Annotated in this window: 14 protein-coding genes; 6 read left to right on the top strand and 8 right to left on the bottom strand. The window is 70.2% G+C overall.

Going from position 1 to position 16,140, the window contains the following annotated elements:
- Positions 1-2: 2 nt before the first annotated feature.
- Both phoH2 and K338_RS0112705 read left to right on the top strand, forming a co-directional pair.
- Positions 3-1,247 (top strand): RNA 5'-3' helicase PhoH2, encoded by a 1,245-nt coding sequence (gene phoH2, locus K338_RS0112710; protein ID WP_245542965.1) that lies wholly within the window; start codon positions 3-5, stop codon positions 1,245-1,247.
- A 112-nt stretch (positions 1,248-1,359) separates the two neighbouring features.
- Positions 1,360-2,904, top strand: coding sequence for a UDP-N-acetylglucosamine 1-carboxyvinyltransferase (locus K338_RS0112705; protein ID WP_022918545.1), 1,545 nt, complete (start codon positions 1,360-1,362; stop codon positions 2,902-2,904).
- Between the two features lie 149 nt (positions 2,905-3,053).
- On the opposite strand, the gene K338_RS0112700 is transcribed toward K338_RS0112705, so the two are convergent.
- The 4 genes from K338_RS0112700 to xseA are packed head-to-tail and all read right to left on the bottom strand — an operon-like array spanning position 3,054 to position 6,194.
- Positions 3,054-3,683 (bottom strand): carbonic anhydrase, encoded by a 630-nt coding sequence (locus K338_RS0112700; RefSeq protein WP_051154818.1) that lies wholly within the window; start codon positions 3,681-3,683, stop codon positions 3,054-3,056.
- A gap of 38 nt (positions 3,684-3,721) precedes the next feature.
- Positions 3,722-4,645, bottom strand: a complete 924-nt coding sequence (locus tag K338_RS0112695) for a carbohydrate kinase family protein (RefSeq protein WP_022918543.1) — start codon at positions 4,643-4,645, stop codon at positions 3,722-3,724.
- Entirely contained in the window at positions 4,642-4,926 is a 285-nt protein-coding gene (locus K338_RS22505) for an exodeoxyribonuclease VII small subunit (protein ID WP_022918542.1), read from the bottom strand. The genes K338_RS0112695 and K338_RS22505 overlap by 4 nt, the downstream gene beginning before the upstream one ends.
- On the bottom strand, positions 4,923-6,194 hold the full coding sequence (gene xseA, locus K338_RS22500; RefSeq protein ID WP_084481162.1) for an exodeoxyribonuclease VII large subunit: 1,272 nt from the start codon (positions 6,192-6,194) through the stop codon (positions 4,923-4,925). Before xseA ends, K338_RS22505 begins: the two co-directional genes overlap by 4 nt.
- Between xseA and K338_RS22495 the strand changes: the two genes are divergently transcribed.
- From K338_RS22495 to K338_RS22490, 3 genes are all read left to right on the top strand, one after another.
- Positions 6,193-8,235 carry an AAA family ATPase gene (locus K338_RS22495; RefSeq protein WP_245542960.1) on the top strand — a complete coding sequence of 681 codons (2,043 nt, stop codon included), beginning with the start codon at positions 6,193-6,195 and terminating at the stop codon, positions 8,233-8,235. The genes xseA and K338_RS22495 overlap by 2 nt on opposite strands.
- Before the next feature lie 85 nt (positions 8,236-8,320).
- Positions 8,321-8,710: a hypothetical protein gene (locus K338_RS26010; RefSeq protein ID WP_211218234.1), complete on the top strand. Its 390-nt coding sequence runs from the start codon at positions 8,321-8,323 to the stop codon at positions 8,708-8,710.
- 48 nt (positions 8,711-8,758) lie between these two features.
- The gene (locus K338_RS22490; RefSeq protein WP_022918540.1) at positions 8,759-9,766 is read left to right on the top strand and encodes a 4-hydroxy-3-methylbut-2-enyl diphosphate reductase; all 1,008 of its coding nucleotides are present in this window, start codon (positions 8,759-8,761) and stop codon (positions 9,764-9,766) included.
- A gap of 1 nt (position 9,767) precedes the next feature.
- Here the strand turns inward: K338_RS22490 and K338_RS0112670 are convergent, their stop codons facing one another.
- The 3 genes from K338_RS0112670 to K338_RS0112660 form a co-directional block, all read right to left on the bottom strand.
- Positions 9,768-12,263 (bottom strand): S8 family peptidase, encoded by a 2,496-nt coding sequence (locus tag K338_RS0112670; protein ID WP_022918539.1) that lies wholly within the window; start codon positions 12,261-12,263, stop codon positions 9,768-9,770.
- A gap of 160 nt (positions 12,264-12,423) precedes the next feature.
- On the bottom strand, positions 12,424-13,371 hold the full coding sequence (locus K338_RS0112665; protein ID WP_022918538.1) for a phage baseplate protein: 948 nt from the start codon (positions 13,369-13,371) through the stop codon (positions 12,424-12,426).
- A 132-nt stretch (positions 13,372-13,503) separates the two neighbouring features.
- On the bottom strand, positions 13,504-14,457 hold the full coding sequence (locus K338_RS0112660) for a sugar-binding transcriptional regulator (protein ID WP_157612400.1): 954 nt from the start codon (positions 14,455-14,457) through the stop codon (positions 13,504-13,506).
- Between the two features lie 126 nt (positions 14,458-14,583).
- On the opposite strand from K338_RS0112660, the gene K338_RS0112655 reads away from it, so the two are divergent.
- Positions 14,584-15,297: an HAD family hydrolase gene (locus K338_RS0112655; protein WP_157612398.1), complete on the top strand. Its 714-nt coding sequence runs from the start codon at positions 14,584-14,586 to the stop codon at positions 15,295-15,297.
- Between the two features lie 101 nt (positions 15,298-15,398).
- Here K338_RS0112655 and K338_RS0112650 read toward each other — a convergent pair whose 3' ends face one another.
- Positions 15,399-16,139, bottom strand: coding sequence for a glycerophosphodiester phosphodiesterase (locus K338_RS0112650; protein ID WP_022918535.1), 741 nt, complete (start codon positions 16,137-16,139; stop codon positions 15,399-15,401).
- Position 16,140 lies beyond the last annotated feature (1 nt).

The raw sequence follows: 16,140 nt of genomic DNA, 5'->3' as shown, positions 1-16,140 counted from the left end.
CGATGTTCCGGTTCGCCGAGCACGACGTGGTGCTGCCGATCGTGGTGATCACCGAGCTGGAGGCCAAGCGTCACCACCCCGAGCTCGGTTACTTCGCCCGCAGCTCGCTGCGGCTCTTGGACGACCTGCGGTGCCAGCATGGCTTCCTGGACCAGCCGGTACCGCTGGAGGCCGGCGGCACCCTCCGGGTGGAGCTGAACCACTCCGACCCGGCAGTGCTGCCCTCGGGGATGCGGCTGGCGGACAACGACACCCGCATCCTGTCCGTGGCCGCGAACCTGCGCGCCGAGGGCGAAGCGGTGGTGGTGGTCTCCAAGGACCTGCCGATGCGGGTGAAGGCCTCCGCCGTGGGCATCAGCGCTCAGGAGTACCGCGCCCAGCTCGCGGTAGAGTCCGGCTGGTCAGGCATGGCCGAGGGTCAGCTGACCGAGGCGGAGATGGGTCGGCTGTTCGCTACGGAGCACCTTGCGGTGGCGGACCTGACCAGCGGGGAGATGCTGCGCGACCTGCCCTGCCACACCGGGCTGGTGCTCTCCTCCCCACGAGGATCGGCGCTCGGGCGGACCACCCCGGACAAGCAGGTCCAGCTGGTGCGCGGCGACCGGGAGGTGTTCGGCATGCACGGGCGCAGCGCCGAGCAGCGGATCGCCATCGATCTGCTCACCGATACCGATATCGGCATCGTCTCCCTGGGCGGCCGGGCCGGCACCGGCAAGTCCGCTCTGGCGCTGTCCGCCGGTCTGGAGGCGGTGCTGGAACGCCGAGAGCACCGCAAGGTGGTGGTGTTCCGGCCGCTGTACGCCGTCGGCGGCCAGGAGCTGGGCTACCTGCCCGGCAACGAGTCGGAGAAGATGAACCCCTGGGCCCAGGCGGTGTTCGACACCCTCGGCGCGGTGGTCTCCTCGCACGTGGTGGACGAGGTGATGGACCGCGGCATGCTCGAGGTGCTCCCGTTGACGCACATCCGCGGCCGGTCGCTGCACGATGCGTTCGTGATCGTGGACGAGGCGCAGTCCCTGGAGCGGAACGTGCTGCTCACCGTGCTGTCCCGGATCGGGCAGAAGTCCAAGGTGGTGCTCACCCACGACGTCGCCCAACGGGACAACCTGCGCGTCGGGCGGCACGACGGGATCGCCGCAGTGATCGAGTCGCTCAAGGGGCACCCGCTGTTCGCGCACCTGACCCTCACCCGTTCGGAGCGGTCCCCGGTCGCTGCGTTGGTCACCGAGCTCCTCGAGGGTGCGTAGAGTAGACCGAAAAGTCACCATCCGCATGTTCGGCACGAATGAGTGGCCAAGATTACGATCATGGTCGCCTCGCCAGCTTCGCCGTATCTCAGATGTGAGATACGGTGCTGATATGACGACGGTGATTGAGGATCCGAAGACCACGATCGCGCAGATCGGCAGCCTGATCCGGGGGGCCCGCCAGAACCGGGGCTTCACCCAGACCCAGCTCGCCGAGGTGCTCGGCACCAGCCAGAGCGCGATCGCACGGATCGAGCAGGGCAGCCAGAACCTGTCCGTGGAGATGCTCTCCCGTATCAACGAGGCCCTGGACGCCGACCTGCTGTCCATCGGTGCCCCACGGCCTACCCACCTGCGCGTCACCGGCGGGCAGCAGCTGTCCGGCACCATCCGGGTGAACACCTCCAAGAACGGGGCGGTGGCGCTGCTGTGCGCCTCGCTGCTGAACCGGGGCCGCACCACGCTGCGACAGGTGGCCCGGATCGTGGAGGTGGACCGGATCGTGGACGTGCTGCGCTCCATCGGGGTACGCGCCACCTGGTCCGAGGATGGCAAGGACCTGGAGATCGTGCCGCCGGCGGAGCTGAACTTGGCCGGTATCGACGAGGACGCCGCGCGCCGCACCCGCAGCATCATCATGTTCCTGGGACCGCTGCTCGGCCGGGAGACCTCGTTCCAGCTGCCCTACGCTGGCGGCTGCGACCTGGGCACCCGCACGGTCGAGCCGCACATGATCGCGCTCCGGCCGTTCGGACTGGAGGTGCTCGCCACCGGCGGCTGGTACCAGGCCGCAGTCACCACCGGCCAGCCGCAGGAGCTGTCCGTGGTGCTCACCGAGCGGGGCGACACGGTCACCGAGAACGCCCTGATGGCCGCCGCCCGGCACCCCGGCGTGACCGTGATCCGCAACGCCAGCCCGAACTACATGGTCCAGGACCTGTGCTTCTACCTGGAGCTGCTCGGTGTGCGCGTCGAGGGCATCGGCACCACCACGCTGCGCGTGCACGGCCTGGCGGAGATCGACGCCGACGTCACCTACTCCTTGGGTGAGGATCCGGTGGAGGCGATGAGCCTGCTCACCGCCGGTATCGTGACCGGCTCGGAGATCACCGTCACCCGGGTGCCGATCGAGTTCATGGAGATCGAGCTGGCGACCCTGGCCGAGATGGGGCTGCGGTACACGACCTCCCCGGAGTACCCGGCCGCCAACGGCCGCACCCGGCTGGTGGACGTCACTGTGCATCCCAGCGAGCTGCGGGCGCCGATCGACAAGATCCACCCGATGCCGTTCCCAGGCTTGAACATCGACAACCTGCCGTTCTTCGCGGTGATCGCCGCCTGTGCTGCCGGCACCTCTACGATCCACGACTGGGTGTACGACAACCGGGCGATCCACTTGACCGACCTGACCCGGCTCGGTGCGGACGTGCGCCTGCTGGACCAGCACCGCCTGGACGTCACCGGACCGACCCGCTGGTCCGGCGCCGAGGTGAGCTGCCCGCCGGCGCTGCGCCCTGCGGTGGTGATCCTGCTGGCGATGCTCGCCGCCAAGGGCACCTCTGTGCTGCGCGGTGTGGACATCATCTCCCGCGGCTACGAGCAGCTGCAGGAGCGGCTGATCGAGCTTGGCGCGCAGATCGAGACGTTCCGGGACTGACCGGCTACCGGCGCAGGCGGGTCTCGTGGTCGTCCGCCATCGTGACCGGCTCGCGGTCGAGGAACACCGCGACCGGTGGCGGCGGTGGTTGGTCCGGTGCCCGCCCGTGGGGCTGCTGCCCGCTCCGGACGGGCCGGTGCTGCCCGTCCTCAGCCTTGCGGCTCGATGTTGCCGATCACCTCGACCGTGCGCGCGGTGCCGTCGGCCAGGTCGTACTCCATGCCCACGATCGCGCACCGGCCGGCCGCCACGGCCTCTTCCAGCACTGCGGAGTAGTCGTGCAGCATCCGCACCGTGGAGCGCACGTGCTCGGTGAGCAGATGACGCTGGTCCACCAGGTGCAGGGTGAGCGAGTCCTTGTTCACCGTGCCGTCGGCGCCGTCGCGCTCCGCCGTCCCGGTGACCAGGCTGGGGATCACCCGGTCGACGATGGCGCGCACGAAGTTGTTCGGCAGCGTGCCGGTGGCGAGCGCCTCAGCAGCCGCCCCCACCGCACCACAGCCCTGGTGCCCGAGGACCACCACCAGCGGGGTGTGCAGCAGGTCCACGCCGAACTCGATCGACCCGGTGACCGTGGTGTCCACCACGTGCCCGGCAGTGCGGACCACGAACAGGTCCCCCAGCCCGCGGTCGAAGATGATCTCGGCAGCCACACGGGAGTCCGAGCAGCCGAACAGCACCGCGAACGGAGCCTGGGCGGAGGACAGCTCGGCGCGCCGTTCCACGTTCTGGTTCGGGTGGTCGGAAGCCCCGGCGACGAACCGGGTGTTACCTTCCATCAGCGCGGCATAGGCCTCGGCAGGGGTGAGGGTGCTGGTCACTCGGGCTCCTCCAGCTCGTTGCGGGTGGGTGGGTTGGCTCCCGCGCGGGAGACGACGATCGCCGCGATCCGGGCAGCATGGCTCATCGCCGTCTGCACCGTCTCGGCCTGCATGGCGTGCAGCTGCTCCCGGCGGTCGGCGCCGAGCAGGTCGGCGGACCAGAGCCCGTCGATGAGCCCGGCCATGTAGGCGTCCCCAGCACCGACGGTATCCACCACCCGCACCAGCGGTGCCGGCACGATCACCTCGACCCCGCCGGAGGTGAACCCCAGGGACCCGGATGCGCCCCGGGTGAGCACCACCAGCGCAGGGCCCGCGGCGGCCCACCGGCGCACCGCATCGGTCACGTCCTGACCGGGGTAGAGCCAGGCGATGTCCTCGTCGGAGACCTTCACCACATCTGCCCCGGCTACCAGCCGCTCGATCCTGCGGCGCACCGCATCGGGCTCGCCCATGATCGTGGGTCGGACGTTCGGGTCGTAGCTGATCGTGGCATGGGGGCGGGCGGCGGCGCACAGGTTGGTGATCTCGTCCGCACTCGGCTGCAAGGTTGCGGCGATCGAGCCGGTGTGCAGCACGGCGATGGAGTCGTCCAGCACCACCTCCGGTACGTGCGAGGTGAGGTCGAAGACATAGGAGGCTCCGCCGTCCGCGGCAAGGGTGGCCACTGCCGAGGAGGTGCGCTCGGCACCGTCCGAGCCGGGCACCAGGTGCACCCTGCTGGAGGTCAGGTGCTCCCGGAGCAGCTCGCCATGGGCGTCGTCGGCGAACCAGGTAGCCAGCTCGGCGGTGCGCGCCAGCCGCGCCAGACCGAGGGCCACGTTCGCCGGCGACCCGCCCGGGTGCTCGACCACGGTGCCGTCCGCGGCGTGCACCACGTCCACCAGCGCCTCACCGATCACCAGCGCGCGCTGGTTCACGAGGCCGGCTCGCGCTCGCTGGGCTCCGCCGTGCCGCCCGCCTCGGTCTCCTCAGCGGTGACCACCGAGTCGCCTTTCGCGGCGGCCAGCCGGTCCCGGGCGGCATCCAGCCAGCCCTGGCACCGGTCCGCCAGCGCCTCACCCCGCTCCCACAGGGCGAGGGAGTCCTCCAGCGAGGCGGCGCCGCTCTCCAGCCTGCCGACCACGTCCACCAGCTCGTCGCGGGCCTGCTCATAGCTGAGCGTGGCCACGTCGGGTGCCTGTTCGTTCACGGTGCTCATCCAACCACGTCCTTCTGCTCGTTCCGCCCGGGGCGGACCTCTACGTCGAACCTGCCCTGGGCCACCAGGGCCTCCAGGTGCTGTCCGTCGGTGACCTCGCCAGGATCCCGCACGACGGCGCCATCCTCGGTGCGCAGCACGGCGTACCCGCGCCGGAGGGTGGCCTCCGGGGAGAGTGTGCGCAGGGCGGTGCGCAACGCATTCACCTCACCGTGGGCACGCTCTAGCCGGGTGCCGAACGCGGTCCGGGCCGCCTCGCGCAGCCGGTCGACCTGCTCGGTGCGGGTAGTGACCATCGTCATCGGGTCGGCCAGCACCGGGCGGGTGCGCAGTGCGGTGAGCCGGTCCTGCTCCACGTGCAGCCGCCGAGTCAGCGCCTCAGCCATGCGGGTGCGGGCCGCAGCGATGTTGGTCAGCTCACCGGCCACGTCCGGCACGATCCGCTTCGCCGCATCGGTGGGGGTGGAGGCCCGGTAGTCAGCGACCAGGTCCAGCAGCGGGCAGTCGGTCTCGTGCCCGATCGCCGCCACCAGCGGGGTGCTGCACGCGGCGGCCGCCCGGACCATCGTCTCGTTGGAGAACGGCAGCAGGTCCTCCACCGACCCGCCGCCGCGGGCCACCACGATCACCTCCACGTCCTCATCGGCGTCCAGCTCGGCGATCGCGCGGCTGACCTGCGGCACACAGCTGGGTCCCTGCACCGCCACCTCGCGGATCTCGAAGTGCACGTGCGGCCAGCGGGCGCGGGCGTTGACCAGCACGTCGTGCTTGGCCTTGGCGTCCCGGCCGCAGATGAGCCCGACCCGCCCGGGCAGGAACGGCAACGGCCGTTTCCGGTCGACGTCGAAGAGCCCCTCCGCGGCGAGCACCTTCTTCAGCTCCTCGATCCGGGCGAGCAGCTCCCCGATGCCGATCGCACGCAGGTCGGTGGCGCGCAGGCTGAGCGTGCCGCGCTTGGTCCAGAACGAGGGCTTGGCGTGCACCACCACGTGCGCGCCCTCGGTCAGGGCCGGTGCAGCCTGCAGCAGTCGCTTCAGCATGGTCACGTTCAGCGACATGTCCACATCGGTGTCCCGCAGGGTGAGGAACGCGGTGGCCGACGCGTTGTGGGTGTTCAGCTGCACCAGCTGCCCCTCCACCCACACCGGGGCCATCCGGTTCACGTACTCGGCGATCTTCGTGCTCAGCAACCGCACCGGCCACGGCCGCTCGGCAGTGGTCTCGATGGCCTTGGCCGGCAGGTCGGCGCTGGTGGGCTCGGCGGTCATGACCTCTACTGTGCCGCACACCGGGGACATCGCGGCACCGCTGTCCACGTCCGCTGCCTTCGACCGGCTCTGGCCTGTCAGCCGGCTCGGTACGCCTACGGTGGTGGCCATGACCACCGCCCTCGTGCGCACCGAGGAGCTCACCCGCGCCCTGGCACTGCTGGAGTCGGGGGAGAACCTGTTCCTCACCGGCCGGGCCGGCACCGGCAAGTCCACGCTGGTGCGGCAGTTCCTGGCCAGCACCCGGCGGTCCGTGGTGGTCGCCGCCCCCACCGGGATCGCCGCACTGAACGTCGGCGGCTACACCCTGCACCGGCTGCTCAGCCTGAGTCCGACCACCACCCTGGAGGACGTGCGGCACGGGCGCTACCGCCCCGGCCGGTTCGCCAAGGCGATCGCCTCCCTGGACACGCTGGTGGTGGACGAGGCCTCGATGGTCCGCGCCGACCTGTTCGACATGCTCACCGCCGCCCTGGAACGCTTCGGCCCCCACCCCGGCAGCCCGTTCGGCGGTGTGCAGCTGGTGCTGGTCGGGGACCTGCACCAGCTGCCGCCGGTGGTCACCCCCCGCGACGCCACCTACTTCGCCACCCGGTATGAGACCCCGTACTTCTTCTCCGCGGACAGCTACCGGGCTGAGGCGTTCCCGACTGTCGAGCTGACCACGGTGTTCCGCCAGGCCGGTGACGACCGGCTCACCGCGATCCTCAACTCGCTGCGCGAGGGTGCGCTGCTCGGCCACGCGATGGCGGAGCTGAACGCCCGCACCGACCCCGACTTCCAGCCCCCACCCGACCAGCTCTGGCTCACCCTGACCCCTACCAACCGGCTCGCCACCTCCCGGAACAAGCAGCGCCTGGCCCAGCTGGACACCCCGGAACACCTGAGCACCGCCGTCCGCACCGGTGACCTGTCGGCGCTGGAGGAGCCCGCCGACGCCGTGCTGCACCTGAAGGTCGGTGCGCAGGTGATGATGCTCACCAACGACCCGGCGGACCGGTGGGTGAACGGCACTCTCGGCCGGATCGAGCACATCGCCGAGGACGAGGGTGAGCTGGTGGTGACCGTCACCTTCACCGACGGTTCCGCGGCCGAGGTGGCCCCGCACACCTGGGAGGCGACCCGCCCGATGGTCGACGGCGGCCGGCTGCGGCACGAGGTGGTCGGCACCTTCACCCAGCTCCCGCTGCGCCTCGCCTGGGCGATCACCATCCACAAGAGCCAGGGGCAGACCCTGGAGAACGTGGTGGTGGACCTGACCGGTGGCACCTTCTCCGCCGGGCAGGTGTACGTGGCGCTCAGCCGGTGCACGTCGATGGCCGGGCTGGTGCTGCGCCGCCCGGTGCTGCCCAGGGACCTGAAGTCCGACCGGCGCATCCTGCGGTTCCTCGCCTCCGCACGCGGGTCGACGGCGCAGACCCGGTTCTGCGGGATCGCCGCCCTGGTCGTGGGCCAGGAAGGGCGCAGGAGCCGCCCACGTCCGGTGGAGATCGCCGTCGCCTTCGATGACGGGACCGCGCTGAGCACCCTGGTCAACCCGCAGCGTGACCTCGCCGACGCGCGCAGCCGGTTCGGTCTCACGACGGCGGACGTCGCCCTGGCCCCGACTCTCGCCGAGGCGTGGACGGTGCTCGCCCCGGTGCTCCAGGGGTGCACACCGGTCGGTCCGGACGTGGAGGAGGTCCTGGCGCTGGTCGACTTCGAGCTGAAACGCCTCGGTGTGGTCGCCCCGCTGCCGCTCGGTGTCCCGGTGCGGACCGGGGACGGTGGTGCTGGTGCGGCTGGTGCTGGCGCGCCGCGCGGTGGTGCTTCCGCCCTGGCGCGCGCGCAGGCGGCGCTGACCGCGTTCCAGACCCATGGCGGCAGCGCCCCGGCGGTGGACGCTTTCTTGGACCCGGGCGAGACCGACCTGGCCACCGGCGGTCCGGGCTACCTGCTCACCCGGGACCCTGCGGCGCGCGCCCAGGCCGGAGCACCTGCCGGCGCTCGCGGACCTGCTGGCGATCAGCGGCCAGATCTCGGCGGCACTGCTCGGCGGTGACGGCCGGGATGCTGGCGGGGCGCCGCAGCCGGACGGACCGACGGCAGCGCTCGCTCGGTCCCAGGTGCTCACCGCTGCTGGGCGCGTGCCGGCGACCGCAGCGGTGCTGGACCGGTTGCGCGGGCTGGAGGAGCTGGTGGGTGCCGGCCTGGCCGAGGAGGCCGCGATGCGTGCGCCCGAGCCGGTCGGGGCGGACGAGGTGCTGTACCCCGGCGCCCGGGTGTGCTTCACGGGAGAGGTGCTCACGCCGTCGGGACGATCCCTGGGCCGCCCGCAGATGGAGGACCTCGCCCGGGCGGGCGGGCTGCACCCGGTGCCGTCGATGACCAAGACCCGTACCGATGTGCTGGTCACCGCGGAGGCCGGCACCCAGTCCGGGAAGGCCCGCAAGGCCCGCGAGTACGGCAAGCCGGTGCTCGATGCCGGTCAGCTCCTGGCCTGGCTGGCCGCCCGGGAGGTGCCGGTCCCGGACTGATCCGGCGGACCCGCGCCCCGATGGTGCCGGACACCTACACTGGAGCGCGTGGCCACCTCGACCAAGCAGATCCTGCTCGCCGCCCCGCGCGGCTACTGCGCCGGGGTCGACCGGGCGATCGAGGCGGTCGAGCGTGCCCTGGAGCACTACGGCCCGCCGGTGTACGTGCGCAACGAGATCGTGCACAACAAGCATGTGGTGGCCACGCTGGCCGAGCGGGGTGCGGTGTTCGTCTCCGAGACCGAGCAGGTCCCCGAGGGTGCCCGGGTGATCTTCTCCGCGCACGGGGTCTCCCCGGCAGTGCGCGCCGAGGCGGCCTCGCGCGGCCTGGACACGATCGACGCCACCTGCCCGCTGGTCACCAAGGTGCACAAGGAGGCCGTCCGGTTCGCCCGGGACGACTACGACATCCTGCTCATCGGCCACGACGGGCACGAAGAGGTGGAGGGCACCGCCGGGGAGGCGCCTGAGCACGTGCAGCTCGTGGACGGCCCCGACGCCGTGGACCAGGTCACCGTGCGCGACCCGGCAAAGGTGGTGTGGCTGTCTCAGACCACGCTGTCGGTGGACGAGACGATGACCACGGTGCACCGGTTGCGGGAGAAGTTCCCGCAGCTGCAGGACCCGCCCAGCGACGACATCTGCTACGCCACCCAGAACCGACAGGTCGCGGTGAAGAAGATCGCCCCGGAGGTCGACGTGATGATCGTGGTCGGCTCGGCGAACTCCTCCAACTCCGTGCGGCTGGTGGAGGTGGCCCTGGAGGCGGGCGCTGGCTCCGCCCACCGGGTGGACGCCGCCGGTGAGCTGGACCGCGCATGGTTCGACGGCGCCACCCGGGTGGGCCTGAGCTCGGGCGCGTCGGTCCCGGAGATCCTGGTGCGCGAGGTGGTCGAGCGCCTCGGTGGGTGGGGTTTCGGTGAGGTGGTGGAGGTGCGCACCGCCACTGAGGACCTGATGTTCTCCCTGCCCAAGGAGCTGCGTGGGGAGCTGAAGAAGGCGGGCCAGAGCGCCCGGCCCGGCGGCCGACGCACCTTGGACGTCACCCCGGTCTGAGTCACTCTCGCTCGCGCAGCATCATCGACCCGTCCTGGCTGTTGAAGATGCGGGCACGGTCCGGGTGATCCTCGCCGTCGACATAGTCAGGCAGCGTGATCGACGTACCAGCGGGGCAGAAGCTGCCGAGCGGGAACCCGGCACCCGGGTCGTCGCCGGTCGGTTCGTACTCCACCGAGAGCGGGAGGCAGCCCTCGGCTGTGGGGTCCTCGGCGCGAAGGTCGTAGACATCCCCGCCGGCATAGGTGAGGGTGGGGAAGTCGATGGTGTAGCACTCGGCGTCGACGCCATCAGGAGCGGCACAGTAGGTGCCGTTGGTGCTCTCCGCGGTCAGCTCGGTGGGCTGGCGGTCTGCGGACATCGACGCCGGGAGCCCGGTGAGCTCGCCCTCGGCCACGACGTCGAGCCGCAACGGCTCGCTCTGCACGATGCCGCCGTCGCGGTACACCTGCACCAGGCGCGGCCAGGCGACATCGTGCGCGACGGGCGCGTCCGAGCCTGCCCACTCCTGGATCGTCTCCTCGGTGCAGAAGTCGGCAGCAGCCACCCCGTCGGTGCACTCCCAGGCAGCGCCCGGCGGGTAGTAGCGCAGCTCGATGGTCTGTGCGGCGGACTCGCACGGACCATCCACGCACAGCGTCGTGGTCGCCACGGTGGAGGACCGGCCGGTCGCATCGACCGGCGTGAGAGCGTCCGACTCCAGCTCGGCATCCGGGTGCGCCTCGAGGAACTGCTCGAGGTCCAGGCAGGCCTCTGCGGTGGCATCGGCCTGCGAGGCCGGGCACCAGGCGCCACGCAGCTGCGCCGGGAACGGCCAGTCGAGGAGATCGACGACCTCCGCGTCCAGCGAACGCACGGAGACCAGCAGTGCTGCGGCCGCATCGAGCACCGGGGTCCCGGGGGACTCCGAGCGGTCTGCGCCCAGGTCGACGACGAGCTCCTGGGTGCTGTTGGCCGTGCCGATGATGACGCTCTTCAGCTCACCGGCGGTCAGGTCCGGGTTGACCCCGCGCAGCACAGCAGCCACCCCGGCCACGTACGGGGCCGCCATCGAGGTGCCGGTCATGTACCCGTAGCCCTCCTGGCAGTCGATGTCCTCGTCCGCGCAGCTTGCCGTGGACAGGATCTGCGTGCCTGGTGCCAGCACGTCCGCACCCCACTGCGAGGTGCCGTGGATCTCGAAGCCGGTTCTTGTGTCGTCGGTGTCGAAGAGTGCGTCGAGGTTGCCGACGGTGAGGACGTGGTCGGCCAGCTCGGGGAACTGCTCCCTCGCCTGCGCGAACATCCCCCACTGTGCCTCGGTGCGCAGGAGCTGGCTGCTCGCATCGTTCTCCTCCAGCAGCTCCTTCGTCGCATCGAAACAGGCACTCGGGGTGCAGGCAGAGTTCCCCGCGGCTGCGACGATCAGCGTGTCCGGGTAGACCTCGACGAGTCTGGTCAGCGCATGGCCGACCGTCTCGCCGAGGCGTCGAGCCGACTCCTGCGCGCCGTCGACGTCCAGCTGAGCAGCTGCCGACGGCGCACCTTGGGAGACGTTGATCACGCTGGCCCCGCTCTCGGCAAGCACAGTGATTCCGCCGCGCAGCGCGTTGTCGTCGGTGACCTCGATCATCTCCTCGGGGTCGGTGTTGTACCCGGGACGGATGACCGGCCACCATTCGGCCGGCAGCAAGGTCGCCGGCCAGCCCGCCAGCACCAGGTCGGCCTCGGATGCGACGCCGCGGATGGTCCCTCTGGCGCCCACGGTGCCGGCGACGTGCAGACCATGAGCGGACGGTGTCGCAGTGGCGGTACCAGCAGGGATGTGTCGCTCGGCGTGCGCAAGGTCGCCCGGGAGGTCGAAGTACCGGAAGGTGTCGAACACGCCCACGGTCGTGGCCCCCAGCCCGACAGTGTCGGCGTAGTCCCAGAGCACGGGTACTCCGGCGGCCTGCATGCCCCAGCTGCCCTCCTGCAACGTGGCACTCCCAGCAGCCTCGTCGAAGGCGTCCTGGGCGCCGGTCACCCGCGGTGGCCGGGTGGCGGCCGGTTCCAGCGGGATGAGTGCGTTCTGCCCGGCGGCACGGATACCCGCGCGGGATGCCGTCTCCTCGCCGAGCGCTTCCAGCTGGTCGGCATCGAGAGCCTCCGGCAGCAGCAGCTGGTAGTCGGAGAGGAGCTCGTTGACGCCCACGATCATTGCATCGAGGTCCTCGGCCAGAGCCTGGACCGCGGTGAGGCCGCCTTCCTCGGTCGGTGTCACCAGCAGCTGGTTGGCGATGATCGGTGCCTGGCCGTCGGTGGTGAGCACGTCCTCCGCGGTGAACTGGTAGCTGAACAGCTGCGGGCCTTCGACGTGCTGCTGTGCAGCGATCTCGGGCCGGTCCCCGGCGAGATCTGCTGCACGGTCCTCGCCCGCTGCCACGGCCTCGGGCGACCCCAGGGGTTGTGCCGCGCCACCGCCGTCCTGGCGCGCGACGATGCCCCAGGCGATCAGACCGGCGACCAGCGCGCCCACGCACGCGCCCGCGACCAGGAGGGTGCGACGCCTGCGCCGAGAACGCTCAGCTGCTGGTGGTGGAGGTGCAGGCGACGGGGGCTCAGGTGGTTCGGCAGGCACGGCGGCAACCTACCAACAGGCGTGCGGTGGTCGCCGCAGCGTGCCTGGGGCTGACCGTTCAGCGTTCCAGGTAGTAGATGTTCGAACGTCGGTCGCCGACCACGCCGGAGGCGAAGCCCAGGTAGAGCCGAGGCGGACGGTGACGTGAATACTCGATCGCCAGGCCCTCGGGCTCGCGGAAGTCCAGATCGAGGGCGGTCCGGTTGTGCACCCGCTCCACCAGCTCGCCACTCCGCCAGTCGATGCGTCCCAGATAGGTGTTGCCGGGGGTGGGATTGGTGTCGCTGTAGCTGTTTCCGTCCAGGGTGTAGAGCGCGTCACCATCGAGGGCGTACCCCTGGAAGGTACCCAGGCCCTCTGGTCGGGAGAAGTCGGCAATCGGGTCCGGTGCGCGACCGCGGAGAACTTCCTCCAGCGGCAGCACGGCCACCCGCTTGTCCACACCGCTCCAGTAGGCGATCGCCATCCGACCGTGCTGATGGTCGATCGCGCAGGTGTACTCCCTGGCGCCCGGAACGGGCAGGTGGTCGCAGGCCCGCGGGTCCTCCTGGTCCAGGGTCGTCCCGTGTCGCCAGGGCACCTGCTTCAGCACAGTGCCATAGCCGTTGTCGTTGACGCGACCTTCGATCCACAGGTCGAGGCCCCGGGGACCGCGATGCACGCCGAAGGAGACCGCGTGGCCGTACCCCAGCAGGGTCATCCATCCGAGGATGCGACCACGCCGGTCCATCTCTGTGACTCGCAGGTCTCCGGCCTTCCCAGGGGAGCCAGCCAGCAGCTGGGCTACGAAGAGCCGGCCGCGGTCTGGGTCGAAGGCGAACGACTGTTGGATGGTCTCCGACGACAACGGCGCGCCCGTGTACAGGGTGCGCGCGTCGGTGCGGAGATCGAAGAACCGCGGCCGTGCTGATGCCGGCAGTGCGCCGGCGCCGAGGACACCTGCCGCCAGGCCGCCCAGCGCACCCAGGCGCAGGGCATTTCGACGGTCCCACAACTTCGTGTTCATCTCACTCTCCCGATCGTGCGTCTGCCCTTCGGCAGCCACCAGTGCGTCACGCTACGGTCACGGACGAGGTGGCGGGGAGGTGCGCTCGGACGAGCGGTGAGGAGGATGGTGCCAGGGTCCGTCCGTTCGGCCTCACGCGGCAAGAGCTGCCTTCGCACAGCGGATGTCGGTGATCAGGTGGTCTGGTATGCCCGAGCGCAGGGCCGCCAGCACCGCACGTTCCTTGCCCGGGCCCCCACCGATGGCCACTCGCAGCGCGACGCGTCGCAGCTGTTCTTCTGAGATGCCCACGAACCGGTCTTCCAGCCCCGAGACCATGCCGCCCTCGGCGTCCAGCAGCATGGTGCCCATCTCCGCTATCACACCCTTGGCCTCATACTCCGACCGTTCGCCCAGATCGGACAGCTGGCTGGCCATCATCGAAGCCTCCGGCCACCCACCGATGGTCAGGAAAGCTTTGTCGATGTGATCGAACTTGCGCAGAGTTCGCTGGATCGATGGGTGCCGGAGGATGACACGGGCTTCTGGGTCCTTCATCAGCACCGCTGGTAGGTACAGCGGGTGAGTTGCACCACCGCTCAGTCGGCCGATGTTCGAGATGACCTCGACCCCGTCCTCAAGCCGCGGCGCCCCCACACCACTGAGCTGCACCACATCGGCGCGGGGCAGCGCCTCGATAATGCGGGAGGCCAGCACCAGCGTTCGCCCTGGGGCGAACCCCAGGATGTCGTCCTCTTCGACGATGTCGACGATGAACCGCGCTGCGATCCTGGCGATCGCCTCCCGGGCCGCGGCTGCATCGGGGCTGTGCGTGGCCACCACCAACGCTGTACGCAGTCCGTACCGCTGAGCTAACTCGGTTGACAAGCCGACATCGACCGGTGCGGACACCGTGGCCCGGACCTCGATGAGACCGAGAGCGCGAGCGCGCTTGACCATCCGCGCGGTGGCGAATCGTGACTTGCCGATGTCTTCTGCGATCTCGTTCACCGGTCTGCCGTGCGCGAGGTTCTGCAGTGCGACATACACGTGCAGGACCTGTTGATCGATCGTCATCGGTTTGCTCATAAGTGCGCGCCGTTCCACTAATGAGCGAGATAACTACGCTCGTCCCGGTACCTGACCAACCAACCTGGAGGAACCCATGCACCTCGGCACTCGCCGCCTCGGCGATCGACTCGCAGCCCACAGCCCTGAGGTGATGGTGTGAACGTGTCATCGACCACGGGCGGGCAGCTCGCTGAGCATGCTGCCATGCTGGGTGACGGGGGTGAGGTTCGGGTTGCCGGTGTGCTCTTCGACATGGATGGCACGCTCGTGGACTCGGTTCCCGCGGTGGAAGAGTCCTGGAGGTTGATGGCTGAGGAGTTCGGTGTGCCGGCCCTGCCGGCTACTCTGCACGGGCAGACCGCTGAGGCGGTGGTTGCCGCTGCCGGGGTCCGCGGGGACCAGCACGCGCACGCGATCGCACGGCTGGTCGAGATCGAGTCCCGACCTGGCCAGCGGCTGAAGGCGCTCCCTGGGGTGCAGGTCTTCGTCGAGTCGCTGCCCGCCGGCTGCTGGGGTGTGGTCACCTCGGCGCCGCGGCCGGTTGCACGAGCGCGGTACGGGGCGACTGGGCTGACACCGCCAGCATTCTTCGTGACCGGAGATGACGTCACTGCCAGCAAACCGGACCCGGAGCCGTTCAGCAAGGGGATGGCCGAGCTGGGCCGGCGTGGTGTCTCCGGTGTGGTCGTGGCTGTGGAAGACACAGTGGCCGGAGTGCGCTCTGCGCGCGCTGCCGGCTGTCTCACGGTCGGTGTGACCGGCACCTGCACGATGGCGGAGCTGGCACCCGAGGCCCACCTGGTGATCCGGTCCTTCGACCAGCTCTGCACCATGACCACGAGCCCGGGTGTCGGCCTGGCACTGGCGCCATCCTGACCGGGTGCCCGGCGGCACGGGGTGGGCCTGACGCAGCCGGAGGTCGTGACGTGGGGTTCATTCATGATCTCGCGTCCCAGCGGGGGCAGGCGGTGCGGAGTTCATGCTCCCGCGTGCTCGTTGAGCACCTGCCGGAGCCACTGCTGTGCCTGTGCGGGGTCGTCGGAGGTGGTGCCGTCGACAGCAAGGCTGATCGCGGTACGCATGTCGTCCAGGGTGCGCATCGGCCACACGTGCAGCTCAAGGCCACGAGCATGGATGGCTTGCACCAACTCGGCATCCAGCCCCGGGAAGCCGCAAGCGAACCGGGTCGAGCGGGTGTAGTCCACCAAGCCCTGCCAGCCTCCGTCGAATCTCTGTGCGTCGGCGATCGTCTTCACGATGATGCACCGTGGGATACCGGGCATCAGCTCTGCGGCCTGCCGGAGAGCGTTCGCGTCGAAGCCGGTGAGGATCGTGCGGGCAGCATCTTTCGTGCGCTGGGCGAAGAAGTCCGCCAAGAACGGTACGGTTGCCGGGTCCTTCACCTCGAGCTGGATGGCGGTGGTGGTCGCGTCGTACATCTCCGCCAGGCTGACCACCCCTCGCCCGGAGTCCAGCACCACGGCCTGCAGCTCTGCCAGCGTGAGCCCGGCCGCCGGTCCCCGGTTGCGGGCGGAGTCGTCCCCGGCGGTGCGATCTAGAGTCGAATCGTGCAGCAGGAAGAGCTGGCGATCCTTGCTCAGCCGCACGTCGAGCTCGATCTCGTCGACCCCGATCTCTTCGGCGAGCGCATACGAGGCGAGGCTGTTCTCGGGCTTGTGGGCCATCGCTCCGCGGTGGCCGACGATCAGCAGGGACATG

Origin of the sequence: Ruania albidiflava DSM 18029 (genome assembly GCF_000421225.1) — a bacterium.
Lineage (GTDB): Bacteria > Actinomycetota > Actinomycetes > Actinomycetales > Beutenbergiaceae > Ruania > Ruania albidiflava.
The sequence above is the reverse complement of the archived record's forward strand: the minus strand, read 5'-3'. Positions and strand labels throughout refer to the sequence as shown.

Bases quoted from the DNA above. Each gene is read 5' to 3' on its own strand.
- K338_RS0112650 (WP_022918535.1), bottom strand. From the start codon at position 16,139: ATGTCCCTGCTGATCGTCGGCCACCGCGGAGCGATGGCCCACAAGCCC.
- K338_RS22505 (WP_022918542.1), bottom strand. From the start codon at position 4,926: ATGAGCACCGTGAACGAACAGGCACCCGACGTGGCCACGCTCAGCTAT.
- K338_RS22495 (WP_245542960.1), top strand. From the start codon at position 6,193: ATGACCTCTACTGTGCCGCACACCGGGGACATCGCGGCACCGCTGTCC.
- phoH2 (WP_245542965.1), top strand. From the start codon at position 3: ATGTTCCGGTTCGCCGAGCACGACGTGGTGCTGCCGATCGTGGTGATC.
- K338_RS0112700 (WP_051154818.1), bottom strand. From the start codon at position 3,683: ATGGAAGGTAACACCCGGTTCGTCGCCGGGGCTTCCGACCACCCGAAC.
- xseA (WP_084481162.1), bottom strand. From the start codon at position 6,194: ATGACCGCCGAGCCCACCAGCGCCGACCTGCCGGCCAAGGCCATCGAG.
- K338_RS0112705 (WP_022918545.1), top strand. From the start codon at position 1,360: ATGACGACGGTGATTGAGGATCCGAAGACCACGATCGCGCAGATCGGC.
- K338_RS0112665 (WP_022918538.1), bottom strand. From the start codon at position 13,371: ATGAACACGAAGTTGTGGGACCGTCGAAATGCCCTGCGCCTGGGTGCG.